At 72.5% G+C, this 24063-nt stretch carries 26 protein-coding genes; 9 read left to right on the forward strand and 17 right to left on the reverse strand.

What is annotated here, in order from left to right:
• Nucleotides 1-90 precede the first annotated feature (90 nt).
• Nucleotides 91-759, forward strand: coding sequence for a DedA family protein (locus NE234_RS00365; RefSeq protein WP_252775682.1), 669 nt, complete (start codon nucleotides 91-93; stop codon nucleotides 757-759).
• A 293-nt stretch (nucleotides 760-1052) separates the two neighbouring features.
• Nucleotides 1053-1952 carry an SDR family oxidoreductase gene (locus NE234_RS00370; RefSeq protein ID WP_252775684.1) on the forward strand — a complete coding sequence of 300 codons (900 nt, stop codon included), beginning with the start codon at nucleotides 1053-1055 and terminating at the stop codon, nucleotides 1950-1952.
• 59 nt (nucleotides 1953-2011) lie between these two features.
• Here the strand turns inward: NE234_RS00370 and NE234_RS00375 are convergent, their stop codons facing one another.
• Complete coding sequence (locus NE234_RS00375) at nucleotides 2012-2686, reverse strand: cupin domain-containing protein (RefSeq protein WP_252775687.1); 675 nt, start codon at nucleotides 2684-2686, stop codon at nucleotides 2012-2014.
• Nucleotides 2687-2810: 124 nt separating this feature from the next.
• On the opposite strand from NE234_RS00375, the gene NE234_RS00380 reads away from it, so the two are divergent.
• Nucleotides 2811-3398 carry a DUF1707 SHOCT-like domain-containing protein gene (locus NE234_RS00380; protein WP_252775690.1) on the forward strand — a complete coding sequence of 196 codons (588 nt, stop codon included), beginning with the start codon at nucleotides 2811-2813 and terminating at the stop codon, nucleotides 3396-3398.
• A gap of 259 nt (nucleotides 3399-3657) precedes the next feature.
• Nucleotides 3658-4398 (forward strand): L,D-transpeptidase family protein, encoded by a 741-nt coding sequence (locus tag NE234_RS00385; protein WP_252775692.1) that lies wholly within the window; start codon nucleotides 3658-3660, stop codon nucleotides 4396-4398.
• A gap of 60 nt (nucleotides 4399-4458) precedes the next feature.
• On the opposite strand, the gene NE234_RS00390 is transcribed toward NE234_RS00385, so the two are convergent.
• On the reverse strand, nucleotides 4459-4845 hold the full coding sequence (locus tag NE234_RS00390; protein WP_252775694.1) for an SCO5389 family protein: 387 nt from the start codon (nucleotides 4843-4845) through the stop codon (nucleotides 4459-4461).
• 222 nt (nucleotides 4846-5067) lie between these two features.
• On the opposite strand from NE234_RS00390, the gene NE234_RS00395 reads away from it, so the two are divergent.
• Nucleotides 5068-7896: a hypothetical protein gene (locus tag NE234_RS00395; RefSeq protein ID WP_252775695.1), complete on the forward strand. Its 2829-nt coding sequence runs from the start codon at nucleotides 5068-5070 to the stop codon at nucleotides 7894-7896.
• Nucleotides 7897-7993: 97 nt separating this feature from the next.
• Here the strand turns inward: NE234_RS00395 and NE234_RS00400 are convergent, their stop codons facing one another.
• From NE234_RS00400 to NE234_RS00445, 10 genes are all read right to left on the reverse strand, one after another.
• Nucleotides 7994-8170, reverse strand: coding sequence for a hypothetical protein (locus NE234_RS00400; RefSeq protein WP_252775698.1), 177 nt, complete (start codon nucleotides 8168-8170; stop codon nucleotides 7994-7996).
• Nucleotides 8171-8339: 169 nt separating this feature from the next.
• On the reverse strand, nucleotides 8340-9425 hold the full coding sequence (locus NE234_RS00405) for a Zn-dependent alcohol dehydrogenase (RefSeq protein ID WP_252775701.1): 1086 nt from the start codon (nucleotides 9423-9425) through the stop codon (nucleotides 8340-8342).
• A 124-nt stretch (nucleotides 9426-9549) separates the two neighbouring features.
• Nucleotides 9550-9741 (reverse strand): ferredoxin, encoded by a 192-nt coding sequence (locus NE234_RS00410; protein ID WP_252775702.1) that lies wholly within the window; start codon nucleotides 9739-9741, stop codon nucleotides 9550-9552.
• A gap of 10 nt (nucleotides 9742-9751) precedes the next feature.
• Nucleotides 9752-10180, reverse strand: coding sequence for a pyridoxamine 5'-phosphate oxidase family protein (locus tag NE234_RS00415; RefSeq protein WP_252775704.1), 429 nt, complete (start codon nucleotides 10178-10180; stop codon nucleotides 9752-9754).
• 205 nt (nucleotides 10181-10385) lie between these two features.
• A complete protein-coding gene (gene rbsD / locus NE234_RS00420) occupies nucleotides 10386-10775 on the reverse strand; it encodes a D-ribose pyranase (RefSeq protein WP_252775706.1) in 390 nt (129 codons plus the stop codon).
• Complete coding sequence (locus NE234_RS00425) at nucleotides 10772-11656, reverse strand: ribokinase (protein WP_252775708.1); 885 nt, start codon at nucleotides 11654-11656, stop codon at nucleotides 10772-10774. The genes rbsD and NE234_RS00425 overlap by 4 nt, the downstream gene beginning before the upstream one ends.
• Entirely contained in the window at nucleotides 11657-12607 is a 951-nt protein-coding gene (locus tag NE234_RS00430) for a substrate-binding domain-containing protein (RefSeq protein WP_252775709.1), read from the reverse strand.
• Nucleotides 12608-12634: 27 nt separating this feature from the next.
• Nucleotides 12635-13594: an ABC transporter permease gene (locus NE234_RS00435; protein WP_252775711.1), complete on the reverse strand. Its 960-nt coding sequence runs from the start codon at nucleotides 13592-13594 to the stop codon at nucleotides 12635-12637.
• A complete protein-coding gene (locus NE234_RS00440; RefSeq protein ID WP_252775712.1) occupies nucleotides 13591-15087 on the reverse strand; it encodes a sugar ABC transporter ATP-binding protein in 1497 nt (498 codons plus the stop codon). The genes NE234_RS00435 and NE234_RS00440 overlap by 4 nt, the downstream gene beginning before the upstream one ends.
• Nucleotides 15084-16085: a LacI family DNA-binding transcriptional regulator gene (locus tag NE234_RS00445; RefSeq protein WP_252775713.1), complete on the reverse strand. Its 1002-nt coding sequence runs from the start codon at nucleotides 16083-16085 to the stop codon at nucleotides 15084-15086. Before NE234_RS00445 ends, NE234_RS00440 begins: the two co-directional genes overlap by 4 nt.
• Nucleotides 16086-16269: 184 nt before the next feature.
• On the opposite strand from NE234_RS00445, the gene NE234_RS00450 reads away from it, so the two are divergent.
• Entirely contained in the window at nucleotides 16270-16893 is a 624-nt protein-coding gene (locus NE234_RS00450; RefSeq protein WP_252777393.1) for a class I SAM-dependent methyltransferase, read from the forward strand.
• Nucleotides 16894-16897: 4 nt separating this feature from the next.
• Here the strand turns inward: NE234_RS00450 and NE234_RS00455 are convergent, their stop codons facing one another.
• Together NE234_RS00455 and NE234_RS44060 are read right to left on the reverse strand one after the other, a co-directional pair.
• Nucleotides 16898-19156 carry an MDR family MFS transporter gene (locus NE234_RS00455; RefSeq protein ID WP_252775715.1) on the reverse strand — a complete coding sequence of 753 codons (2259 nt, stop codon included), beginning with the start codon at nucleotides 19154-19156 and terminating at the stop codon, nucleotides 16898-16900.
• A 312-nt stretch (nucleotides 19157-19468) separates the two neighbouring features.
• Entirely contained in the window at nucleotides 19469-19600 is a 132-nt protein-coding gene (locus tag NE234_RS44060) for a hypothetical protein (protein ID WP_256528158.1), read from the reverse strand.
• On the opposite strand from NE234_RS44060, the gene NE234_RS00460 reads away from it, so the two are divergent.
• Nucleotides 19593-20090 (forward strand): C39 family peptidase, encoded by a 498-nt coding sequence (locus NE234_RS00460; protein WP_252775717.1) that lies wholly within the window; start codon nucleotides 19593-19595, stop codon nucleotides 20088-20090. The genes NE234_RS44060 and NE234_RS00460 overlap by 8 nt on opposite strands.
• A gap of 116 nt (nucleotides 20091-20206) precedes the next feature.
• On the opposite strand, the gene NE234_RS00465 is transcribed toward NE234_RS00460, so the two are convergent.
• Complete coding sequence (locus tag NE234_RS00465; RefSeq protein ID WP_252775719.1) at nucleotides 20207-20749, reverse strand: NADAR family protein; 543 nt, start codon at nucleotides 20747-20749, stop codon at nucleotides 20207-20209.
• A gap of 84 nt (nucleotides 20750-20833) precedes the next feature.
• Between NE234_RS00465 and NE234_RS00470 the strand changes: the two genes are divergently transcribed.
• Nucleotides 20834-21325: a hypothetical protein gene (locus tag NE234_RS00470; RefSeq protein ID WP_252775721.1), complete on the forward strand. Its 492-nt coding sequence runs from the start codon at nucleotides 20834-20836 to the stop codon at nucleotides 21323-21325.
• Between the two features lie 10 nt (nucleotides 21326-21335).
• Nucleotides 21336-22220, forward strand: a complete 885-nt coding sequence (locus tag NE234_RS00475) for an alpha/beta fold hydrolase (RefSeq protein ID WP_252775724.1) — start codon at nucleotides 21336-21338, stop codon at nucleotides 22218-22220.
• Here the strand turns inward: NE234_RS00475 and NE234_RS00480 are convergent.
• Nucleotides 22217-23320, reverse strand: a complete 1104-nt coding sequence (locus tag NE234_RS00480; protein WP_252775725.1) for a prenyltransferase — start codon at nucleotides 23318-23320, stop codon at nucleotides 22217-22219. The genes NE234_RS00475 and NE234_RS00480 overlap by 4 nt on opposite strands.
• Entirely contained in the window at nucleotides 23307-24062 is a 756-nt protein-coding gene (locus NE234_RS00485) for a class I SAM-dependent methyltransferase (protein ID WP_252777394.1), read from the reverse strand. The genes NE234_RS00480 and NE234_RS00485 overlap by 14 nt, the downstream gene beginning before the upstream one ends.
• Nucleotide 24063: the final 1 nt, after the last annotated feature.

Genomic DNA, 24063 nt, shown 5'->3' on the forward strand with positions numbered 1-24063 from the left:
CCCAGTCTCAAACCTGAGGACGATTCGCGAGTGGACCAGGGCTCATACGATGACGAGGTGCCGACGCCGGAAATGGGATGTTGATCGCCTGTGGGCTCCATCACGCATGCTCTCCTGGACCTGCACGGTCCGGTCATCTATGGCGTCGTCGCGGCGCTGGTCTTCGCCGAGGCGGCGCTGTTCTTCGGCTTCGTCTTCCCGGGCGAGACCGCCATCGTCGTGGCCGGCGTACTGGCCAGCCAGCACCGGGTGTCGCTGCCCGTCCTGCTGGTGGTCATCGTTCTGTCGGCGGTCGTCGGCGACTCGGTCGGCTACGAGATCGGCCGCCGCTACGGTGACCGGCTGCTCGGGATGCGGGTGCTGCACAGGCACCGGCCGAAGGTGGAGAAGGCGCACGGCCTGCTGCGCCGCCGCGGGGCGTTCGCCGTCTTCATCGGCCGCTTCACCGCCCTGCTGCGCGCGCTCATGCCCGCCCTCTGCGGCAGCGCCAAGATGCCGTACGGCAGGTTCCTGGTGTTCAACGCGCTCGGCGGGGTCACGTGGGGGGTCGGCTTCACCGTCGGCGGCTTCCTCGTGGGCACCGCCTTCGAGCAGGTGGCGCAGTGGGCCGGGCGGGTGCTGGCGATCGCGGTGGCCGCCGTCGCCGTCGTGGCCTTCGTCGTCTGGTCGGTGCGCCGCAGGCGCCGGGAGAACGCCGCCGAGCAGGAGGAGCTCGCGTCGGCCGAGGAGCCGGAGCCCGTTCCCGACCGCGGCCCCTGACGCGCCGCGGGGTCATTCGCCCGGGTCACCGCCGATCGGCCGTTCCTCACGGTGGCGATGATCACCTCGGCGGTTCACCGGCTGGAACGTCTGGGTCTCCGGGTACACCCACTGCGGCTGACCCGGTCCGGTACGGACACCGAACGGCCCGCGATCCGGGGACGGATCGCGGGCCGTGGCGTTTCCGGGACCTTGACGCGTCCCCGACCGAGCGGGATTCGGTCGGGTATTGGACACTGGGGGCACGGTGGACCCCGTGTTCAGGAGCTCAGGTCGCGAGGAGGGTACGGAGAATGGCGGAACTGCGGTTCGACGGACGGGTGGCGATCGTCACCGGAGCGGGTCAGGGGCTCGGGCGGCAGCACGCCCTCGAACTCGCCGCGCGCGGCGCGAAGGTCGTCGTCAACGACCTCGGCGGCGCGCTCGACGGCACCGGTGCCTCCACCGGCCCGGCGGCGGACGTGGTCGCCGAGATCAAGAAGAACGGCGGGGAGGCCGTCGCCAGCACCGACAACGTCGCCACCACGGAGGGCGCGGAGGCGATCGTACGGACCGCGCTCGACGCGTTCGGCCGCGTGGACATCGTCGTGAACAACGCCGGCATCCTGCGGGACAAGTCGTTCAAGAACATGTCGCCGGAGGAGTTCGACCAGGTCATCGCGGTGCACCTGCGCGGATCGTTCCTCGTCACGCACGCCGCCTGGCCGCACCTGCGGGAGCAGGCGTACGGCCGGGTGGTCATGACGTCCTCGCCCGCGGGCCTGTTCGGCAACTTCGGGCAGGCGAACTACTCGGCGGCGAAGATGGGGCTCGTCGGCCTGACCAAGACGCTCGCGGCCGAGGGCGCCAAGTACGGCATCAAGGTGAACGCGATCGCCCCGATCGCCTGGACCCGCATGACGGAGGACCTGTTCCCGGCCGAGTTCAAGGACCGCCTCAGCGTCGAGCACGTCACGCCCCTGGTCGCCTGGCTCGCGCACGAGAGCAACGAGAGCACCGGCGAGACCTACACGGTGGGCGGCGGCAAGGTCGCCCGCGTGTTCGTCGCCGAGGGGCCGGGCTTCACCAAGAAGGACGGCCTGAGCGTCGAGGACGTCCGCGACAACTGGCAGCAGATCAACGAGACGGAGCCGTACCTGCTGGCCAAGAACATCGGCGAGCAGACGACGGCGCTGTTCCAGGCCCTGCAGTGAGACCGGCGCCCTGACCGGTGCGGCGGACGGCCGCCGCGCCGGTCAGGGTGTCGCGCCGGTCAGGGCGCCGCTTGGAAGTCGGCGAAGTCGAAGCCGGGGGAGACGACGCAGCTGACCAGGACCTCCCGGTCCGAGGCGGGCCGGGCGGACTGCCAGACGCCCGCGGGCACCAGCGCCTGCGGGCGCTGGCCGTGCTCGACGTCCGGGCCGACGACGACCGTCTCGGTCCGCTCGCCCGGCGTGTCGGCCTCGCCGCCGAGGACGAGCTCCAGCGGGCCGCCGCGGTGCCAGAGCCACACCTCGTCCGAGCGCACGGAGTGCCACATCGACTCCTCGCCGGGCCCGAGCAGGAAGTAGATGCCGGTCGCGGTCGGCCGCTCGCCGCCGTGCGCCGCGACCGGTACGGACGTCCGCCAGGTCTCGCGGAACCAGCCCCCCTCGGGGTGCGGCAGCAGGTCCAGGGCCTCGGCGATCGACGGCCTGACCTCGAAGGCGGTGACCCTGCCGCCCGGATTCCGGCGGCCGTACCGGATCTCCCGCACCGTCTCGCGGTTGACGGCGCCGGGCAGCATCAGCCGCGGATGGTCGAAGACCAGCGCGATCACCTGCTCGTCGCCGAAGTGGTCGGTGGCCAGGGCGGCGGCGTCCTCTTCCGGTGCGTACGCGGCCGTCTCGCTGCGGAAGTCCTGGTCGGGATGCGCGCGCCACGCGGCGAGCGTCGTGAGTAGGAGCACGGTTCCACCGTAGTCCGGTGTGCCGCCCCTCAGGCTGAGGCGAACGCGGGTCGTGTTCACCCGAACAGGTCTCGAACTTGGAGAGAATTGGGTTAAGATACATCGCGAGTGAGAGGGGCCTCCGATGGAGCCGTACCACCAGCCGGCACCGGACCGGGCGAGCCTGCGCGCTTCCGACCAGGACCGGGACGAGACCGTCCAGCGGCTGCAGGTCGCCTTCGCGGAGGGCCGCCTCACGGACGGGGAGTTCGACGAGCGCATGCGCGGCGCGCTGGCCGCGCGGACCTACGGCGACCTCGCCGGGCTGCTCGCCGACCTGCCGGCGGCCACCGCCCCCGTCAGGCCGCGCCCGGCGGTGCCCGCGCACCCGCCGAAGCCGGGGCGCTACACGGTCGCCTACAAGGACATCGTGCGGCTCGCCGGCCGCTGGCGGGTGCCCGGGACGTACCGCGCGCTCGTCTACAAGGGCAGCGGGGTCATCGACCTGCGGGCGGCGGAGCTGACCGAGCCGGTCACCACCATCCTCGCCGTGGCCTACAAGTCCGACATCCAGTTCCTCGTGCCGCCCGGCGTCCGCGTCGAGGCGAGCGGCTTCGGGGTCACCCGCGACGAGGAGTGGACCGGTGACCTGGACGCCGACGCGCCGGTCGTGCACATCCGGGCCTTCGCCTACAAGGGCCGCGTCGAGACGCGGACGATGCCCAGACACTGAGTCCAGGCGATGCCCGGGCACTGAGCCCGGACGACGCCCGGGCACTGAGCCCGGGCGCCTCGACCGGAGGCGGACACCCGGGTGGACGCCTGACCCCTTCGCCCGGATTACGACCGGAGACCGGCCTTTCCGGTCGGCTGCGGTGACATCTCCCACAGCATCCGAACGAACCTTTGCGACGGCAAAAGCATCGTAATGATCGCTCGCATGAGGTAAAACAGGTTGGCTCGTGCAATCTGTCAACGTTTGGGAGAGCTGTATGCGAATAAGCCTGGGGAAGGCCGCCGCCATCGGGACGTTGTCGGCAGTGGCCCTCGTCCCGGCTGTGGCCGCCCCCGCGACGGCCTTCGCCGTCGCCGCCACATCCCCCGTACAGGCGCAGGCCAACCCGACGCTTCATTTCGGTGACAAGGGTGCGGCGGTCACACGTCTGCAGCAGCGTCTCATCGCTCTGCACTACGACCCGGGAACGGTCGACGGGCAGTACGGCAGCCAGACCCGGTTCGCGGTCTGGGCTTTCCAGAAGGCCCAGGGAATGCACCCGAACCAGTCGGCGCCGGTCGGCTCGAAGACCTGGGCCGCGCTGGCGCACCCCAAGGTGCCCAAGCCCCTCGTCAAGGGTGGCGCCAAGAACCGCGCCGAGGTGGACCTGACCCACCAGCTGCTCTACATCTACAAGAGCGGCAAGCTGGTCCTCATCAGCCACATCTCCAGCGGCCGGGCGTACTACTACCAGAACGGCCACAAGATCAACGCCCGTACGCCGACCGGCAACTACTACGTGTACCGGAAGGCGAAGGGCTGGGAGACCGGCCCGCTCGGCAAGCTCTACAAGGCCAACTACTTCCACGGCGGCTACGCCATCCACGGCGAGCCCGAGGTGCCGCTGTACCCGGCCTCGCACGGCTGCGTGCGGACGCCGATGCACACGGCGGACATCGTCGCCAAGCTCCTGCCCCTCAACACCAAGGTCTACCTGCGGGGCAAGGCGCCGGCCTGAGCATCCTGAGACGGAGCCGTACGCGTGGGCGTACGGCTCCGTTCTCCTTTCTCGCCGGTCTCAGCAGTCCACGAGCTCCGGGCGCTGGTTCAGGATCTGCGCGCGCGGGGTGACGAACTCCCGGTACGCCTCATCGGCGTCCGGGCGGAACACCGCGACCTTGTGGCAGTTCTGGAACGCCAGGCGGACGCCGTAGTGACGTTCCAGCGCTCCGCGCATCGCGTCGCTGGCCAGCATTCGCAGCAATTGGCCGCGGGCGGCCTCGTCCGGGGGCGGCACCTCGTTGGCCGTGAAGTCGGTGCCGTCCGCCCGGAGCTCGCCGATCAGCCCGTCGACGACCTGCCAGGCGTACGGCAGGGACGTGCGGATGCATTCGACGAAGGCCGCGTCGTCGAGTTCGTCTCGCCGGGCGCTTTCGAGGAGTTCGGGGGAAACGGTCAGGGACATGTCACCACCTCCGGAACGGGACGTTAGGCAGCCCTGCCGGAGACGTCTATGACCCGACGGTGACGACGGCCTGCAAGCGGTCGCCGACGTACGGGAACGGGCCGGTGACGGGCCGTTCGAAGGTGAAATTCCCATCGGAACGGTCTCGTCTCCGCCCCCCGTTGCGGGCCGAATAGCGGTTTGATAGGTCCTTGCACGAACGGTCTTCAACAAGAGGTGAGCGTGACCACGACCGGTAGCGGAGCGCCCCCCGGGGAGCCTTTCGGCGGCAGTGCCGTCCGCCCCGCCCAGAATCACCCCCGGCCGGGCACTCCCCGGCGCTCCGGCCGCGACGAGCGCCGCCGCATCAGCGAGCGGCTCGCGGAGGCGGCGGACGCGGCCTCGGACGGCCGCCGCGTCCGCGGCGTGCCGAACTCCTCGCCCTGGCAGCGTTCCAACGCCGTGTGGCACCGGGCCGGAATCGACTGGAGCCGCGCCGAGCCGGAACGGCGCCCGCCGGCGCCGGCCAGCGTCCCCGTCGCGGCCAGCGCCGCGGCGTATCCGAACGCGGCGAGCACCGCGCAGCGGCCCACGGCCGCCGCCGCGGCCGTTCCCCCCGCGGCTCCTCCGGCCCCGGCCCCGGCGCCGCCCGCCGCCCCGGTGCCTCCTCTCGCTCCGGTGCCTCCGGCCGCGCCGCCGGGCGGGACGGTGGACGGCGAGCCGTGGGCCCCACCGGCGCGTGCGCGCCGCCTGCCCCAGGTGCCGCTCCGGCCCGTCGCCATCGCCGCCGCGGTCGTCGTCCTCCTCGGTGGAGGCGCGTACGCCCTGGTCGGCACGGGCGGCGATGAGCCGAAGAAGCCGGCCGCGCCGGTGCCCGTGGCCGCCGACCGTCTCTTCACCCCGGACCCGGCGGCCAAGACGAGCGGCCGGTCGCACGCGCTCACCGCCGTGGTCGCGGCGGGCGGCGCCGTCGTGGCCATCGGCTCGGAGCAGGGCGGCGTCTACTCGCGCGCCCAGTTCCTGACCTCCGCCGACGGCGGCCGCACCTGGCAGGTGGCACGGGTGCGCGGGGCCGACGGCGGCGATCCGCCGCCGGGGGAGTACCCGCAGTTCCTCGCCGGGAACACCGGCGGGTGGGCGGCGCTCGGCGTCACCTCGCAGGGCGTGGTCTCGTGGACGAGCCGCGACGCCCGGACGTGGACGCACGCGGCGGTCGTCGGCGCGTTCGCTCCCGGCGACAAGATCAACCGCCTGGTCCGCACGGGTTCGGGGTTCGTCGCGGTCGGGACGGGCGCCACGCAGGGCGGCGGCACGCAGGGGGTCGTCTGGACCTCCCGCGACGGGCGCTCCTGGACGCGTGTGGGCCCGGGACAGCTCACGCAGCAGAAGGGCGGCACCCTGATCCGCGCCTCCTCCGCCGCCGCGTTCGGCGACACGGTGGTCGTCGAAGGGACGCTGCGGACCACGGAGACGGTCACCAAGAAGGTCAAGAAGAAGAAGCGCAAGGTCACCCAGACGGTCGACCAGGAGGCCTTCTGGCGGTCGCCCGACTCCGGGCGCACCTGGGCGCCGGTCACGATCCCGCAGGGCCAGGGGTCGTCCGGCGACGTCACGGCGCTCGTGAGCACGCGGTCGGGTCTGTTCGCCGCTCGCGAGGGATCGCAGACCACCGGGTCGAAGAAGCACCGCCACACGACGTCGTACGCGGTCATCTTCGGTTCCGCCGACGGCCAGACCTGGGCGGCGGTGGGCCGGCTCGGCACGGACGGTTACTCCCACCTGGGCGCCCTGCGCGGCGCGGACAACGGCCTGGCCGCCCTGGTGCCGGTGGGCGGCGGCAAGACGGCCGTGCTGACGAGCGCCGACGGCAAGAGCTGGCAGCGCACCGGAGACGTCCCGCCGGGCCGGACCCTCACCGACGTCGCGCCGGGGACGGCCGGCGCGGTGGTCACGGGACGGACCGGGACGAGCGACGCGTACCTCACCGTCGCCGGAGTCGGCGACGTCAACCTCGGCGCGATCCCCGGCGCCGTCCACCCCGAGCTCACGCTCACCGACGTGGTCGCCGACGCCGGCCGCGTCATGGCGGTCGGCGGTTCGAACGGTGACGCCGCGCTGTGGAGCTCGCCGGACGGCTCGGCGTGGACCCGCGCCACGCTCCCGGCCGGCACCCCTCCCCGGCAGCTCGCCGACGTCGTGCACGGGGCCGCGGGCTGGCTCGCGGTCGGGCACGCCGGGGGCCGTCCGCTCGTGCTCATGTCCGCCGACGGCGGGTCGTGGCAGGCCGTGCCGGGCGGGAAGACGTTCGGCGGCTCCGGCCTCACCACGGTGGCCGCGGCCGCGAACACCGGGACGTACGTCATCGTGGGCCGGAACGGAGACACGAGCGCCGCGGCCTGGTACTCCACGGACCTGAAGAACTGGACCTGGGCCGGTGAGGCGGGGAAGGGCGACCTGCACGGTACCGGGGACGCGCCCAAGTGGACCGCCGACGTCGCGGCGGGCCCGGCCGGGTTCGTCGCGGTCGGCGGCCAGACCAAGAACAAGACCGCGCAGCCGGCGGTCTGGACCTCGCCGGACGGGAAGAAGTGGGCGCTGTCCCCGGCGGCGCCGGCGCTCCCGCAGGGGGCCGCCGCGGGTTCGCTGACCTCGGTCGTGGCGCGGGGCGGGGTGCTGGTCGCGACCGGTGTCACCGGCGCGGCGGGCGTCACCGGCCCGCCGGCGGCGGGCGCTCCGGGCTCCGCGGCCTTCGCCGTGGTCTCGGCGGACGGCGGCCGGACGTGGCAGCCCGTCTCCCTCCCCGGCGCGGGGCAGGGCACGGCGGTGACGGCGGCGACGGTGACGGCGCACGGGTTCGTCCTGGCCGGCACGGCGGGTTCGGACGTGGTCCTGTGGACCTCGCCGGACGGTCGCACCTGGCGGTCGTCGCGGCCGCACGGCCTGGGGCTGGACGGGCTCGGCACGCAGCGGCTCGCCGGGCTGACCGTCGTCGGCGGCACGCTGGTCGCGGTCGGATTCACCGGAGACGCGTCCGGGGACGTGCCGACTCTTTGGCGGACGCCGATTCCCTAGATCCCGGACCGACCGAAAAGGCGATTCGGTCGCATGAGAACGCCATTGCGGCCGCCCTTCGTACGAAGGGCGGCCGCAATGGCGTTTCCGGGGGGCGTCAGCTGACATGCAGGTCGACGCCGAGGAGAATGAGGACCCAGAGGAAGATCGCCAGTATGGCGCTGACGACGCGCTTGAGCAGGCCGACCGTGATGTAGTCGTGGTCCCAGGCCACGAAGATCCCGATCAATATGTAAATCAGGCCGACGAAGCTGATGCCGCCCCTTATTCGCATTGGAGCCTCCTGGTTCCGAGCTGAACGCCCGCCAGATGCCCGATATGCGGCAAATAAAACTTCCGCCTGTTGACGATTGCCGGAAAGTGTGTAGCGAATTGGGAGCACCGGGGTCGCGGCGGGGCGGCCGGCGGCCGGGCAGCGCCCGTCGGCCGCCCCTTTCGACTCCCTAGTCGAAGACGACGACCTGGCGGATCGCGTCGCCGCGCCGCAGCGTCGCCATGGCGTCGTTGAGGTCCTCGAACCGGATGCGTCGCGTGATCAGGCCCTCGATGTCCAGCCTGCCGCTGCGCCACAGGTCGACGAAGAGCGGGATGTCGCGCCTGAGGTCGCTCCCGCCGTACAGCGAGGACTTGAGGTTCTTGCCCTCGAACAGCAGCGAGAAGGCGCTCATCTGGAAGTTGTCGTCCGTCGCGCCCGCGCCCACCACGATGACGTCGCCGCCGCGCCGGGTGGTCCGCCAGGCCGTCTCGATGGCCGCCGCCTTGCCGACGACCTCGAAGACGTAGTCGAAGCCCTGGCCGCCGGTCAACAGGCCGTTGACCTCCTGCAGGTCGTCGAGTGTGGCCGTGTGGGTGGCGCCGAACTGCTTGGCGATCGGGTGCTTGGACTCGTTCGGGTCGATCGCCAGGATCGTCGCCGCGCCCGCGATCCGGGCGCCCTGGATCACCGACAGGCCGACGCCGCCCGCGCCGACGACGGCGACCTTCGAGCCGGGCCGTACCTTCGCCGTGTTGAACACCGCGCCGACGCCGGTCGGGATGCCGCAGCCGAGCAGCGCGGCGTACTCGAACGGCACGTCCTCGGCCACCTTGACGACGCCCTGCCAGGGCACGACGAGCTCCTCGGCCCAGGTGCCGCAGCCGGCCATCCCGTACGCGGGGGCGTCGCCGCCCAGGCGGAACCTCGGGTCGCCGAACGTCTGCGCGATGAAGGTCATGCACAGGTACGGCTCGCCGCGGACGCACTCGGCGCAGGTGCCGCAGTCCGGCGTCCAGTTGATGACGACGTGGTCGCCGGGCCCGACGTTCGTGACGTGCTCGCCGACCTCGACGACCTCGCCGGCGCCCTCGTGCCCGATGACGCAGGGGATCGGCATGGGCAGCACGCCCGTCAGGACGGACAGGTCGGAGTGGCAGACGCCGGTCGCCCGTACCCTGACCTTCACCTGGTCGGGACCGGTCTCGGTCGTCGTGGCGTCGTCGCGCAGCTCGACCTCTTCGTCGCCGACCTGACGTAGGACCGCGGCTCGCACCGTGCACACCTCCATGGCAGGGCCGACGGGAGCGCCGGCCGACGATACGGCGCCCCGGGCGGGCGCCGGACGACGTGATCAACCGGGCGGGCGCCGGACGCGACCGGCGCCGTGGGCGCCGGCGCTACTCCTCGAGGGTCAGCGCGGCCTTGGGACAGGAGCGCACGGCGTGCCGGACGCGGTCGAGCAGCTCGGCGGGCGGACGCGGCTCGACGATGTGCAGGACGTCGTCGTCGTCGAGGTCGAACACCTCGGGCACCAGGCCCACGCACACGCCGTTGGCCTCGCAGACCAGCGGGTCGACTCGTACTTCCATGGCTCCTCGCTCAGGTGAGCTTGCGATGGTCCCAGGACGCGACGCCCGTCGGCTCGACGATGTACGCGTGCCGCTTGGCCGCGGTCTGGTCGACGAGCGAGGCGATGGCGTCATCGTCCTTCAGGTCCATCATCCGGCGGACCACTTCGCAGCCAACATACCGAATGTCGTTCGGTTCGGTAAGGGCCCGCACCGTGCCGTACATCATCAGCCCGCGCAGCTCGAAGTAGTCCTCGCCCGTCTCGATGAGACAGGTCACCCGAGGGTCGCGCCGCAGGTTGTGCGCCTTGCGCGACGTCCGGTAGGTCCAGAAGGCGATCTTGTCGTCGACCAGGCCGTAGAACATGGTCACGAGATGGGGGCTGCCGTCGCGATTGATGGTCGCCAGCTGCAGCTTCTTCTGCTCCTTCAGGAGCGCGGCGACCTCGTCGTCCGTCATGGCGACACGGGAACGCTGACTCACGCGAGAAAGTAGAACACGTTTCAGTAAGCGCGGGCAAGTGCGGCCGGAGGGCGACGGCCGCCGTCGGCCGGAAGACGACGGCCGGCACCGGCCGGGTTACGGGCGCCGTCGGCCGGAAGGCGGCGGGCGGCGTCGGCCGGGCGACGGGCGCCGCCCGCCGGTGCCGCCGGCCCGGAGCGGGTCAGAACGCGACGCCGCACCGGAGGATGACGTTCGCGTACGGGGTCGCCTCCCCGGTCCGTACGACCAGCTTCACCGCGTGCGCCAGCAGCTTGAGCTCCTCGTGCGGGACGTACGTGAGGGCGGGCAGCCGGTCGTCGAGCAGGGCGTGGCACTCCGGGTTGCCGCCCACGACCTCCTCGGCCGCCACCGCGCCCTCGACGACCAGCTCGGTCAGGATCCCGTCCAGCACCTCGGCGAAGCCGGGGACGCCGAGCGTGAAGGCCAGGTCCACCACGTCCGCGCCGGCCGGGATCGGCATCCCGCTGTCGCAGATCAGCACCTGGTCGGTGTGGCCCAGCCGGGCCAGGGCGCCCGAGAGGGCGCCGTTGAGGATTCCCCCGCGTTTCACAATTCCTCCAGATCGGCCGGCCGCGGGAACGAGCTCTGCGCACCCGCGACCCGTACGGCGGCGGCCCCGACCCGCGCGGCGAAGCGCGCTGCGTCGGCGAGCGCGTCACCCCGCGCCAGCCGCCAGGACAGGGCGCCGGTGAACGCGTCCCCGGCCCCCGTGGTGTCCACGGCCTCCACCCGCGGGCTCGGGACCTCGGTGACGCCGTCGGCGTCCGCGACGATCGCGCCGTCCGCGCCCTTGGTGATGACGACCGAACGCGGGCCGCGCGCGAGCAGGCCCACGGGGTCGCTCGCCCCGAGGAAGGCGGCCTCGTGCTCGTTGACCACCAGGGGGTCGCAGAGCGCGAGGAGCTCGTCCGGTACGGCGGCGGGCGGCGACAGGTTGAACACCACCCGCGCGCCCGCCCCCTCGGCGGCGCGCGCGGCGGCCAGTACCGCGTCGAGCGGCACCTCCATCTGCAGCGAGACCACCGACGCGGCGGCGAACAGCGGGCCGGCCGCCGCCACGTCCTCCTCGGTCACGCGGCCGTTCGCGCCGGGGGAGACGATGATGCTGTTGTCGCCCTCGGGGCCCACCGTGATCAGCGCGACCCCGCTCGGGCCCGGCGTGGTGATCAGGTGGGCGATGTCCACGCCGTCGCCGCGCAGGGCGTTCCGGAGGAAGTCGCCCTGCCCGTCGGTGCCGACGCGGCCGAGGAACGCCACCCGGCCGCCCAGCCGGGCGGCGGCGACGGCCTGGTTGGCCCCCTTGCCGCCCGGGTAGGTGGCCAGGTCCGAGCCCAGCACCGTCTCCCCGGCCGCCGGGCGCCGGTCGACGCGGACCACGAGGTCCGCGTTGACCGAGCCGACGACCAGCACGTCGTAGGTCTTGTCCGGCATTCAGGATCCGTTCGTGAACTGAGCCACGTTGTCCTTCGTGGCCACCTTGACGGGGACCGCCACGGTAGCGTCGATCTTGTCGCCCTTCGCGGCCTTCACGGCGGCCTGAACGGCCATCTGGCCGAGGAGCACCGGCTGCTGGGCGACGTCGGCGGTGAGCGTGCCGGCCTGGATGGCCTTGAGCCCGTCCGGGGTGCCGTCGAAGCCGATGACCTTGACCTGCTTGCCGGCCTTCGCGCCCAGCGCCTTGATCGCGCCCAGCGCCATCTCGTCGTTGGCCGCGAACACGCCGGTGATGTCGGAGTGCGCCTGCACGATGTTGGTCATGACGTCCAGGCCCTTGGTCCGGTCGAAGTCGGCGGGCTGCTGGGCGACGACCTGGATGCCGGGGAACGCCTTGATGCCCTCCTCGAAGCCCTTCTGCCGGTCGTTGGCGGCCGAAGTGCCCGCGGTGCCCTGGAGGACGGCGACCTTGCCCTTGCCGCCGAGCGCCTTGCCGAGCTCCTGGGCGGCCAGCTTGCCGCCGGCGACGTTGTCGGAGGCGACGGTCTGGGTGACGGTCGCGCCGTCGACGCCGCGGTCGGCGGCGACCACGGGGATCTTGGCGCGGTCGGCGGCCTTGGCGGCCGGTGCGGCGGCCGCGGAGTCGACCGGGTTCAGGATGATCGCCTTCATGCTCTGGCTGACGAAGTTCTGGACCTGGTTGACCTGCTGGGAGGCGTCGTTCTGGGCGTCCGTCGTGGTGATCTTGACGCCCTCCTTCTTCGCCTCCGCCTCGGCGCCCTGGCGCAGCTGCACGAAGTACGGGTTGTTCAGCGTCGAGACGGACAGGCCGATCTTGATGTCGCCCCCGCCGCCGGAGGACGAACCGCCGCCGTTGTTGCAGGCCGTGAGGCCGAGGGCGAGGACCGCACCGGCGGCCGCGATCGCGGCCGGCTTGGTGAACTGCATGATGGTGAGACCTTTCGATGTGTTTCTTCAGCGGGCCTGGCGGCGGCGCAGCGTGTCGAGGAGCACCGCGAGCGCGATGACGACCCCGATCACGACCTGCTGCCAGAAGGCGGAGACGGACAGGAGGTTCAGGCCGTTGCGGAGCACGGCGAGGATGAGCGCGCCGACGAAGGTGCCGAGGGCCTTGCCCTTGCCCCCGGACAGGCTCGCCCCGCCGATGACGACGGCGGCGATCGCGTCCAGCTCGTAGCCGGCGGCGGCCTGCGGCTGGGCCGAGGCGAGCCGGCTCGCCAGGACGATGCCGGCGACGGCCGCGAAGCCGCCCGCCAGGGCGTAGGTGACCAGCTTCTGCCGGGTGACCTTGATCCCGGACAGCCGGGCGGCCTCCTCGTTGCCGCCGATCGCGTACATCGCGCGGCCGGAGTACGTCCGGTTCAGCACGACGGCGGTGATGACGCCCATCACGATCATCACGATCACCGGCACCGGCAGGTAGCTGCCGATCGTGTCGCCGAGGTGCGACACCGAGTCCGGCAGGGCGATCGGGCTGCCCTGGGAGATGACGAGGCCGAGGCCGCGCGCGACGCCCTGCATGGCGAGCGTGGCGATGAACGGCGGCAGCTTCCCGTACGTGATCAGCACGCCGTTCACCAGGCCGCACGCGATGCCGACGATCAGCGCGAAGCCGGTGGCCAGCGGCCAGGGCATGCCGTGGCTCGTGGCGGTCCAGGCGAGCACGACCGCCGACAGGGCCGCGACCGCGCCGACCGACAGGTCGATGCCGCTCGTGATGATGACGAACGTCTGGCCGAAGGCGAGGATCGCGGTGACCGCCGCCTGGACGCCGACGTTGAGCAGGTTCGTGACCGTCAGGAAGTCGCCGGACAGCAGGGTCAGGGCGACGACCAGGACGACGAGCCCGAGGAGCGAGCCGTTCTCGCTCAGTACGGCGCTGCCCTTGCGCAGCCGCAGCGTTCCGGTCGTCATGCTGTTTCCTCCAATTCGCCGACGGCGAGTGCCATCACCGAGTCCTGGGTCGCTTCGGCGGCGCTGAGCTCGCCGGCGAGCCTGCCGCGCGCCATCACGAGCAGCCGGTCGCTCATGCCCAGCACCTCGGGGAGGTCGCTGGAGATCATGAGCACCGCGTGCCCGGTGGCGGTCAGCGAGTTGATGAGCTGGTAGATCTCGACCTTGGCGCCGACGTCGATGCCCCGGGTCGGCTCGTCGAGGATGAGGACCTTCGCGTCGGCCAGCAGCCACTTGCCGATGACGACCTTCTGCTGGTTGCCGCCGGACAGCGTGCGGACCTCCTGGCCGAGGCTGCTCATCCGCACGCCGAGCTGCTCGGCGACGCGGGCGGCGGCCTTGGCCTGCCCGGCCCGGTCGACGAACCCCGCCTTCGTGGCGCGGCGCATCGTGACCAGGCCGAGGTTCTCCCGGATGTTCGCGCCGAGGACGAGTCCCTGGCCCTTGCGGTCCTCGGGCACGAGGCCGAGCCCGGCCTCCATCGCGGCGGTGACCTTGCCGCGCGGCAGCGGCCGGCCGTCGACCAGGACCTCGCCCGAGTCGTACGGGTCCGCGCCGAAGATCGCCCGGACCACCTCCGTGCGGCCCGCGCCGACCAGGCCGGCCAGGCCGACCACCTCGCCGGCGCGCACCTCGAAGGACACGTCCTCGAAGACGCCCTTGCGGGTGAGGTTCCGGACCTCCAGCAGTGGAGCGCCTTGGGTGGAACGTTCCCGCGGGTACTGCTGCTCGATGGAGCGGCCGACCATCAGCCGTACGAGCTCGTCCTCAGGCGTGTCGGCGGGCACCTCGGCGACCGAGGCACCGTCCCGCAGCACCGTGACCCGGTCGCCGATCTGGGCGATCTCCTCCAGGTGGTGGGTGATGAAGACGATCGCCACGCCCTGCCGCTTGAGCTGGCGGACGATCGTGAACAGCCGCTCCACCTCGGAGGTCGTGAGCACGGCGGTCGGCTCGTCCATGATCAGGACCCGGGCCCGGAGGCCGAGCGCCTTGGCGATCTCCACCATCTGCATCCGGGCGATGCCGAGGCTCTCCAGCGGCGCGCGGGGGTCGGCGTCCACGCCGACCCGGTCGAGCAGCTCTTGGGCGTGGCGGTACATCGCCTTCTTGTCGACGATGCCGAAGCGGCGGGGCGGCCGGCCGAGCATGAGGTTCTCCGCCACGGTCAGCTGCGGCACCAGGTTGAACTCCTGGTAGATCGTGGCGATGCCGAGGTGCTGGGCGTCCTCGGCGGTGCGGATCGCGGTCTCCCGGCCGTCGACGTAGATCGTGCCCTCGTCCGGGTGGTACGCGCCGGACAGCATCTTGATCAGCGTGCTCTTGCCCGCGCCGTTCTCGCCGAGGAGGACGTGCACCTCGCCGGGGCGCAGGTCGAAGTCGACGCCGTCGAGCGCCACGACCCCGGGGAACCGCTTGCGCAGGCCGCGTACCCGCAGGATCTCCTCTGTCATTTCGTCTCCGTTTCTCCGCAGGAGCGGCGGATCACGAGCCGGGCCGGCAGGACGACCGACTCGACGGGGTGGCCCTCGACGCGGTCCAGGAGCACGCGCACCGCGCGGCGCCCGAGCTCCTCGGCGGGCTGCGCGATCGCGGTGAGCGGCGGGTCGAGGTGCACGAACCACGCCACGTCGTCGAAGGAGGCCAGGGCGACGTCGTCGGGGATCCGCAGCCCGCGCGACCGGATCTCGTCCAGGGCGCCGAGTGCCATCAGGTTGTCTCCCGCGAAGATCACTTCGGGGGGTTCGGGCAGGTCGAGGAACCGGGCGGCGATGGCCCGCCCGCTGGCCGCCTGGAAGTCGCCCGCCTCGACGTACTCGGCGGGGGCGGTCAGGCCGCACGCGCGCATCGCGTCGTGGAAGGCCCGCGTCCGCTCCCGTCCGGTGGACAGCAGTTCCGGCCCGGAGATGAACGCGATCCGCCGGCGGCCGAGCCGGTGGATGTGCCGGACCAGGTCGTGGATGGCCTCCGTCCCGTCGGCGCGCACGGAGGGCACCTCCAGGCCGGGCAGCGTGCGGTCGAGGAAGACGACGGGGGCGCCGGAGCGCACGCAGTCCTCGACGAGTGGGGTGATCTCCGCCGTCGGGCAGATCAGCAGGCCGTCCACGCGCTGCTCCAGGAGCGTGCGCACGTAGTGGTCCTGCTGTTCGGGCCGCTCGTCGGCGTTGCCGATGACCACGGTGTAGCCGGCCGCACGCGCCTCGTCCTCGACCGCCCGCGCCAGGACGGCGAAGAACGGGTTCAGGATGTCGCCGATGATGAGCCCGAGCGTCTGGGTGGCCTCGGTGCGCAGCGAGCGGGCGACGGCGTTCGGCCGGTAGCGCAGCGCCCGCATCGCCGCCTGGACCTTGTCGCGAGTCTCCTCGCTGACCCTGGGGCTGTCGTTCAGCACCCGTGACACCGTGGCGACGGAGACGCCCGCGTGTGCGGCGACGTCCTTGATGCCGGCCATCGGGCCTCCTGTTCGGTGCGTGGTGGAAACGATTACACGGGAGTGTATGGAAACGATTACATGATCTCTATGTGATGTGGGTCACCTAGGGTCGGACCAGGATCGATCGGGCCGGATGGGGAGCGGCCGGGCGGCGGCGGGTAGGGTGCCGGGCGTGACCAGCCAGGCGACGAACCACGCGCCCATGCCGCCCGACCTGCGCCGCGTCGCCGAGGCGGCGAAGGGCTTCATGCCCGTCCCCGAGGGCATCGCGCTGTACGAGACCGCGCTGGAGTACGGCCCGCGCGGCCCGATCCTGGAGGTCGGCACCTACTGCGGCAAGTCGGCCGTCTACCTCGGCGCCGCCGCCCGTACGGCCGGCTCCACGGTCGTGACCGTCGACCACCACCACGGCTCGGAGGAGAACCAGGCCGGCTGGGAGTACCACGACCCGTCCCTCGTCGACCCGACCACGGGCCGGATGGACACGCTCCCCGTCTTCCGGCGTACGATCGCCGCCGCCGGCCTGGAGGACCACGTCGTCGCGGTGGTCGGCGAGTCCGGCACCGTCGCGGCGCTGTGGGGCCGGCCGCTCGCCATGGTCTTCATCGACGGCGGCCACGCCGAGGACCTCGCGCAGGCCGACTATGACGGCTGGGCACCGCACGTCATGCCGGGCGGCGCACTCGTCTTCCACGACATCTTCCCCGACCCGGCCGACGGCGGGCAGGCGCCGTACCGCGTCTACCGGCGCGCCCTGGCCACCGGGCAGTGGACCGAACGCCGCGTCGAGGGTTCCCTCCGCGTCCTCGAACGCACGGAGCCCTGACCGGTCAGGGCTCCGCCCGCCGCACGAACACCGCGAACGCCGCGGTGACCAGCGTGATCGCGCCGATGACGACGAGCTGGGTGTGCATCCGGGCCACCAGGAGCGCCCGCGGGTCCCGGAAGGGGGCCAGGTCGGTGGGGAGGGCCAGGGCGTAGAACACCGACGTCCCGACGGCGCCCCCGAGGAGCTGCCCGCCCTGGTGCAGCCCGGCGGCGGCGCCCCCGAGGCGTACGGGCGCGTGCCCGAGCACGGCGGCGGCCGCGGTGGGGATCACGAGCCCCAGGCCGAGCCCCGCGGGCGGAAGCCACGGCACCACGGACGCGTAGGAGAAGTCGCGCCCGAGCAGGGACAGGCCGAACGCCGCGGCCATGGTCAGCAGCAGCCCGATCACGAGCGGCGGCCGAGGGCCCACCCGGCCGCCGACGGCGGCCGCGATCGCCGCGCCGGCGACGTACGCCAGCGTCATCGGCAGCGTGGCGATCGCCGCCTTCAGCGGCGCCATGCCGCCGACCGTCTGCAGGTAGACCGCCAGGAGCATGTACAGGCCGTTCAGCCCCGCGAAGCCGACCGCCGACAGGCCGATCGCCGCCGGCAGCGAGGGCGAGGCCAGCAGGACCGGAGGGCGACCGCGCCGGATCTGCGACTCCACGATCCAGAAGATCCCGACGAGCAGCGCGGCCCCGGCCAGCAGCACGCCCGTCACGACGCCGGCCGACTCCTGGACGCGGACCACCGCGAAGGTCAGGACGAACAGCGCCGCCGACAGGAAGACCATCCCGGGCGGGCTGAACGACGCGGACGCGTCACCGCGCGACTCACGGCCGGCGGCCAGGACGATCACGGCGGCGAGGACGCCCAGCACCGCCGGGAGGACGAACACCCAACGCCACGAGACCTGTTCGATCACCGGCCACGCGACGAACACCCCGGCCAGCGCCGTACTGCCGGCCACGGCGCCCCAGACGCCGGTGACGACGATCAGCCTGACGCCGGAGAACGCCTCGCGGACGAGCCCCAGACCGGCGGGCAGAGCCAGGCCCGCCGCCACCCCTGCCGCACCGCGCAGCACGATCAGCACGCCGAGGGCGGGGGAGAGGAGCGCGAGGAGCGTGGCCACCGCGCACGCGGCCGTACCGATGACGAACAGCCTCTTGCGCCCGAACCGGTCGGCGAGCCATCCGCCGGCGACGACGCTGAGCGCGAGCCCGAGCAGATAGGCGTTCGCCACCCAGGTCAGGCCGGCGACTGTCGCACCCAGGTCCCGCTGGACGAAGGGGAGAACGAGATTCACCCCGCTCGCGGTGAGTGAGTTCGCCAGCACGCCGAGCACCACACCGAGTGCCGCGAGCGGCGGAACGCCGCGCGCCGGCGTCCACGCCGGTGCGGTCTGGAACGGCGGCGCGCCGTGGCGGGTCGCGGCCGCCGCCCCCTGGGTGAGCAGCCCCATGACGTCGCCCTGCGGAGCGCCGGGCGGGGCGCCCAGCAGGTGCAGCAGCGCCTGCGCGGCGGTCGGCCGGCGCCGCGGGTCCTTCTCCAGGCAGGCGGCGACGAGGCCGCCCAGCCAAGGCGGCAGCCCGCGCAGGTCCGGGACGCCGTGCAGGATGGCGTTCATCACCGACGGCACCGAGTCGCCGGCGAAGGCCCGGCGTCCCGTCGCCGCGAACACCATCGTCAGACCCCACGCGAACATGTCCGCGGCCGGCCCGATCGGACCGGCCGCGAGCTGCTCCGGCGCCATGTACGCCGGCGTGCCGACGACCTGGCTCGTCATCGTGACGTCGGAGTCCAGCACCCGCGCGATGCCGAAGTCGATGACCCGCGGTCCGCCGGGGCCCATGATCACGTTGGCGGGCTTGAAGTCCCGGTGCACGATTCCGGCCTGATGGACGGCGGTCAGGGCGGTGGCGGTGCCGATGGCCAGCCGCAGCAGCTCGGGCTCCGGCAGCGGGCAGGTCACGTCCTGCAGCGCCGGGCCGGGCACGAACTCGCTGACGATGTACGGCTGGTCGCCGGCGACGTTCGCGTCGATCACCGGCGCGGTGCAGAACCCGGGCACCCGCTCGGCCGCCGACAGCTCACGGACGAACCGCGAACGCGCCCTGGCGTCTCCGCTCAGCTGCGCGCGCAGCAGCTTGATCGCCACCTGCCGCCCGGCCGCGTCCGCCCCGAGATAGACCACCCCCTGGCCGCCCTCACCGAGACGCGCGGTCACCGTGTACGCGCCCAGCCGCGTCGGATCGCTCGGGAGCAGTGCGGCCGTCATCCGTCCTCCGAATGGGGGTCGATCGGAGCTGGGCCCGCCATCGATCGACGGGGGAACCCGATCATTATCGACGCTGCGGCGCTCCGGGACCGGCCATCCGCGCAAAGCACCGCCGGTGGGCCCTGCGACCCAATGCGAAATAGGGCCCCCGGCCCTTTCTGCGGCGACGGCAGGACCCAATACTGATCACCCGGACCGGTCCTTTACCCCACCTTTGAACCCCCCGAAAGGGGCCCTCGTGGCCAAGGTTCGTGTACTCGCCTCCGCCGTCGCCCTAACTCCGCCGCTCCTTCTCGCGGTCGCGACCGGTGCTCAAGCGTCCGCCACCTCATCCGCGCCCGCCATCTCATCCGCGCCCGCCACCTCTTCGTCCGCGCCCGCTCCGGCGCGACCCGCCGGCCCCGTGTCGGCGGCCGCGGTCACGAAGACGGTCAAATTGGTCACGCAGGAGCAGTCGAAGTCCTACTACTGTGCTCCGGCCGCCGGGCGCGCCGTCGCGTCGACGTGGATGCCGAAGAGCTCCCTGCCCAGCCAGAACACGGTCGCCAAGGCCATGCACACCAAGGCGCCGAATGGGACCGGCACCGCCTGGATCGCGATCGGCATCAACGCCGTCATTCATCGCGGTTCCTACTATCAGAACCTCCACCCCACGTCCGCGAACTTCGTCTGGAACGCGGTCACCTACGACATCGGCACCAAGAAGCACGCGGTCGTCGCCCGGGTGCTGGCAGGCGCGAAGCCGTGGACGCCGCACTGGAACGACAAGACCGGCCACGCCATGGTCATCTACGGTTACCACTCCGATTCCCACGGCAAGCAGCTGTACTGGTGGGACCCGGCGGACAACACCTTCCACCACTCGTCGCTGAGCTCGTCCTGGACCGCGATCTCGAAGGGCGGCAAGAACCTCATCGGCTTCTACCCCAGCTGAGCCGGATTCCGCCTGCACGGCATCCGCAGAGCGACGGCCGGGGCCCGCCGGGGGACCCGTGGGGCGGGTCCGCCCCGGGAAACGGGAGCGGCCCGGCCGAGGGTACGACGCCCAGGTCATCCGCGCAGAGCGGTGCGAACGTCCATCAGCGCGAACCCGAGCAGGTTGAGCCCACGCCACTCCGACGGGCGAGCCGCCTCCGGCTGCGACGCCGACAGCCCGATGCCCCAGACGGTGTCGTACGGGCTGGCCTCCACGAGCACCCGATCGCCCGTGGCCAGCAGGAAGTCGCGCAGCGGCGGATGCTGCCCGAACTTGGCGGCGTTCGCCGCCACGACGAGCCCGTACCGGTGCTCGGCCCAGACGTGCTCGTCGAACCCGCGCACCCCGCGGCCGGCGCTCTTGGCCTTGGCCGGGTCGTCGTCGGCGAGCACGCGCTCCTCCGCCTCGGCGTCCCCGAACAGCCGCGCCTTGCCCGCCATCATGTAGTGCTCGGCGGTCGCGTACCGCGCGCCGTCCACCGTGAACGGCGCCGGATACCACTGGCTCAGGCAGCCCTTCCCGACGCCTCCGCCCTTCGGTGGCCGGTGCCCCCAGAACAGCAGCATCTCCGGCAGCCCGCCGTCTTCCTCCAGCCGAACCAGCTCCTCGACCCGCATAGGACCCGATGCTGCTGGTATCGGCGGTATCCGGGCAACCCGTTTCCGGGTACTTGACGAGGACTGCCAAGTACTGGACGATTGGTGTCAAGTGATGCTGGACCGCGAGAGGAGCCGGTCATCCGTAGAGAGCTCATCGACCAACTGGTCCGGATCATCGAGGTGCGGTTGCTCGATCCGCTGGAGATCCTTCTGGACGGGGACGACGCCGTCGGCGTGTTGCGGCGCTCGGTGCGGGATCGGGCGGCGGACTGGGCCGACCGGATGATCGACGGCGACGAGCAGACCGCGACGCACACGATCGCGCGGATGATGGCGACGCTCTATCCCGGTGACGAGCCCTTCGACCCGCCCGCCGACTGGTGGCGGACGCCGCTGGGGCAGGTCGTCGTACGCCGCGTCGGGCATCCCTTCGCGCGCGCCGTCTCGTACTCGGTGGCGGGGGCGATGCTCGGCATCACCCGGCAGGGCGTCCATGACCTGGTGACCCGGGGAAAGCTCGAACGCCACCCGGACGGCGGCGTGACGCCCGAGTCCGTACGCGACCGCCTGAACCGGCGGTCCCCGACCTCCTGAGAGGAATCCCATGGCCGTTCGTCTGGCGATCGAGGACTTCGGCGGGCCGGGAGCGCCACTGCTCCTGCTGCACGGGGCCGGCGCGAACCTGGTGAGCGTGGCGGCGCTCGCGCGGGAGCTGTCCCCGCGGTTCCGCGTGGTGACGGTGGATCTGCGCGGGCACGGCCGGTCCGAGGACGGGCCGTGGGAATGGACCGCGGTGCTCGACGACCTCGAGACGGTCACGGCCGATCTGAACCTCGGGGAGCCCGCCGTCGTCGGCTGGTCGCTGGGCGGCATGCTCGCGGCGCTGTGGGCCGAGCGGCACCCGGACTGCCCGATGGCGGTGAGCATCGACGGTACGCCGCCGCCTGCCCGGCCGGAGCAGCTCGACGGGCTCGATCCGGCCGACGCCGAGGCGGAGATCGACCGGCTGCGGGCCGCCTTCGACGGGATGGCAGCCGTGTACGCCAGGCCGCTGGCGCCCGAGGAGGTCGAGGCCGCCGTCGAGGGGCAGCGGGCGATGGCGCGGCGGGTCGGCGCGCCCGAGGAGCCGGCGGCGGACGGCTTCCGGCGCAACCTCGTGACCCGCGACGGGCGGACCTGGATGCGGCCGTCGCCGGACGTTCTCGCTGGCCTCCGTACCGCGATGGAGGCGCTCGACGTCATCCCCGTGTACCGGCGGGTGCGGTGCCCGCTGCTGGTGGCCGTCGCGACCGAGGATCTGCCGGAGCAGCGGCCGTTCCAAGAGCTGTACGCCGCCTACCGGCGCGGGTTCGAGCGGCGCCTCGCCGAGGCGGCGGAGGCGAACCCCGCGCTGCAGATGGTGCGCGTCGAGGGCGCGAGCCACGCGATGGTCGCCGAGCGGCCCGCCGAGCTCGCCAAGCTGATCACGGAGTTCGCCGACAGGGTCTAGCTCAGCGCCTCGGCCAGGGACTCGCAGCCGCAGGCGACCGGGTCGGCGGGCTCGGACGGGCCGAGCGGGCGGCCGTCGATCTCCTTGAACAGGCGGGCGGCGGGGGAGGCGTCGGCGAGGGCGTCCGCCGCGAGGATGACGGCGGCGGCCGTGTAGGTGGAGCGGTCGCCGGGGAAGTGGCGCCGGTTGGCGAACTGCCAGCCGGTCCAGTACGACCCGTCCTCGTGCCGCAGGTGCTGGATGGTGGCGAACAGCGCGCGGGCGCGGGCGGTGTCGCCCATCGCGTCGAGGGCGAGCACGAGCTCGCACGACTCCGCGCCGGTCACCCACGGCTGGTCGGAGACGCACCGGCAGCCGAGACCGTCGGCCACGAACGTCTCCCAGCCCTCGTCGATCCGGCGGTACGCCGCGGGGCCGCGCAGCGGGCCGCCGAGGACGGGGTAGTACCAGTCCATCGAGAAGCGGCTCTTGTCGGCGAACGCCTCCGGGTGGGCGGCGACGACGTGGCCGAGCTGGTCGGCGGCCAGCTCCCAGTCCGGCTGGGGCTCGCCGAGGCGTTCGGCCAGGGCGACGGCGCAGCGCAGCGACTGGTGGATCGACGAGCAGCCGGTGAGGAGCGCGTGGTCGTCGGGGGAGCCGTCCGGATGGCGGATCCAGATGATCTCACCGCGCGCGGTCTGCAGGCCGAGCGCGAACTCGATCGCGCGCCGGACGGCCGGCCACATGCGCTCCGCAAATTCCTGGTCGCCGGTGAGCAGCAGCTCGTGCCACACGCCGACGGCGATGTACGCGGCGTGGTTCGACTCGCCGCCGGGCTCGGTGACCTCGCCCAGGACCCACTTGGCGGGCCAGGAGCCGTCCTCGCGCTGGTTCGCGCGCAGCCACTCGTACGCGCGCCGCGACTCGGCGCGCAGCCCGGCGATGGAGAGCGCCATCGCCGCCTCGACGTGGTTCCAGGCGTCGACGTGGCCGGGTACGCCACCGGTCGGCGCGAACCAGGGGATGGCGCCCGAGGGCTCCTGCTGGGCGGCGATGCTGCGGGCGGTGGCGAGGATGTCGTCTGCGGTCAGGATTCCGGGTACGGCCTCAGGCCGCCGCATGCGCCTGCTCCTGGTCCTCCGCCGCGGCGACGGTGGGCTTGGTGAAGTAGACGACGACGCTCTTGCCGATCACCGGGTTGAGCACGCGCTCGGCGAGCCGGGTGGCGAGCGGCCGCTTCATGATGTCCCAGACGAGCACCTGGTGGTACGCCTTGGCGAGCGGGTGGCCGTCGTTGTTCACGCCCACCGCGCACTTGATCCACCAGTACGGCGCGTGCAGGCCGTGGGCGTAGTGGTGACCGCCGACCTCGAAGCCGATCGACTTGAGCTTGGCCTCCAGCTCGGCGCGGGTGTAGATGCGCACGTGCCCGCCGGGGGCGGTGTGGTAGTCCTCCGACAGCGCCCAGCAGATGCGCTCGGGAAGCCAGGACGGCACGGTGACGGCGAGCTCGCCGCCGGGCTTGAGGACCCGCAGCAGCTCGGCCATGGCCGCCATGTCGTCCGGGATGTGCTCCAGCACCTCCGCCGCGACGATCTTGTCGAACGTGTCGTCGGGGAACGGCAGGCTCAGCGCGTCGCCGGTGACGGTCCGCGCCGAGGCGCCCTCGGGCGGCTCGCCCTCCAGCGCCATCGCGGCGAACATCTTCGCCACCTCGGCCAGCTCCGCCTCGTCGCGGTCGAACGCGACGACGTGCGCCCCGCGCCGGTACAGCTCGAACGCGTGCCGGCCCGCGCCGCAGCCCATGTCGAGCACGTGCTCGCCGGGCGACACGCGGAACCTGTCGAAGTCCACGGTCAGCAGG

It is taken from the genome of Actinoallomurus rhizosphaericola (assembly GCF_024055675.1).
In the GTDB taxonomy this organism is placed as follows: domain Bacteria; phylum Actinomycetota; class Actinomycetes; order Streptosporangiales; family Streptosporangiaceae; genus Actinoallomurus; species Actinoallomurus soli.

Coding starts and splice junctions, on each gene's coding strand:
- NE234_RS00370 (WP_252775684.1), top strand. CDS start 1,053: ATGGCGGAACTGCGGTTCGACGGACGGGTGGCGATCGTCACCGGAGCG.
- NE234_RS00380 (WP_252775690.1), top strand. CDS start 2,811: ATGGAGCCGTACCACCAGCCGGCACCGGACCGGGCGAGCCTGCGCGCT.
- NE234_RS00385 (WP_252775692.1), top strand. CDS start 3,658: ATGCGAATAAGCCTGGGGAAGGCCGCCGCCATCGGGACGTTGTCGGCA.
- NE234_RS00390 (WP_252775694.1), bottom strand. CDS start 4,845: ATGTCCCTGACCGTTTCCCCCGAACTCCTCGAAAGCGCCCGGCGAGAC.
- NE234_RS00400 (WP_252775698.1), bottom strand. CDS start 8,170: ATGCGAATAAGGGGCGGCATCAGCTTCGTCGGCCTGATTTACATATTG.
- NE234_RS00410 (WP_252775702.1), bottom strand. CDS start 9,741: ATGGAAGTACGAGTCGACCCGCTGGTCTGCGAGGCCAACGGCGTGTGC.
- NE234_RS00415 (WP_252775704.1), bottom strand. CDS start 10,180: ATGACGGACGACGAGGTCGCCGCGCTCCTGAAGGAGCAGAAGAAGCTG.
- NE234_RS00425 (WP_252775708.1), bottom strand. CDS start 11,656: ATGCCGGACAAGACCTACGACGTGCTGGTCGTCGGCTCGGTCAACGCG.
- NE234_RS00430 (WP_252775709.1), bottom strand. CDS start 12,607: ATGCAGTTCACCAAGCCGGCCGCGATCGCGGCCGCCGGTGCGGTCCTC.
- NE234_RS00435 (WP_252775711.1), bottom strand. CDS start 13,594: ATGACGACCGGAACGCTGCGGCTGCGCAAGGGCAGCGCCGTACTGAGC.
- NE234_RS00440 (WP_252775712.1), bottom strand. CDS start 15,087: ATGACAGAGGAGATCCTGCGGGTACGCGGCCTGCGCAAGCGGTTCCCC.
- NE234_RS00445 (WP_252775713.1), bottom strand. CDS start 16,085: ATGGCCGGCATCAAGGACGTCGCCGCACACGCGGGCGTCTCCGTCGCC.
- NE234_RS00450 (WP_252777393.1), top strand. CDS start 16,270: ATGCCGCCCGACCTGCGCCGCGTCGCCGAGGCGGCGAAGGGCTTCATG.
- NE234_RS00455 (WP_252775715.1), bottom strand. CDS start 19,156: ATGACGGCCGCACTGCTCCCGAGCGATCCGACGCGGCTGGGCGCGTAC.
- NE234_RS00465 (WP_252775719.1), bottom strand. CDS start 20,749: ATGCGGGTCGAGGAGCTGGTTCGGCTGGAGGAAGACGGCGGGCTGCCG.
- NE234_RS00475 (WP_252775724.1), top strand. CDS start 21,336: ATGGCCGTTCGTCTGGCGATCGAGGACTTCGGCGGGCCGGGAGCGCCA.
- NE234_RS00480 (WP_252775725.1), bottom strand. CDS start 23,320: ATGCGGCGGCCTGAGGCCGTACCCGGAATCCTGACCGCAGACGACATC.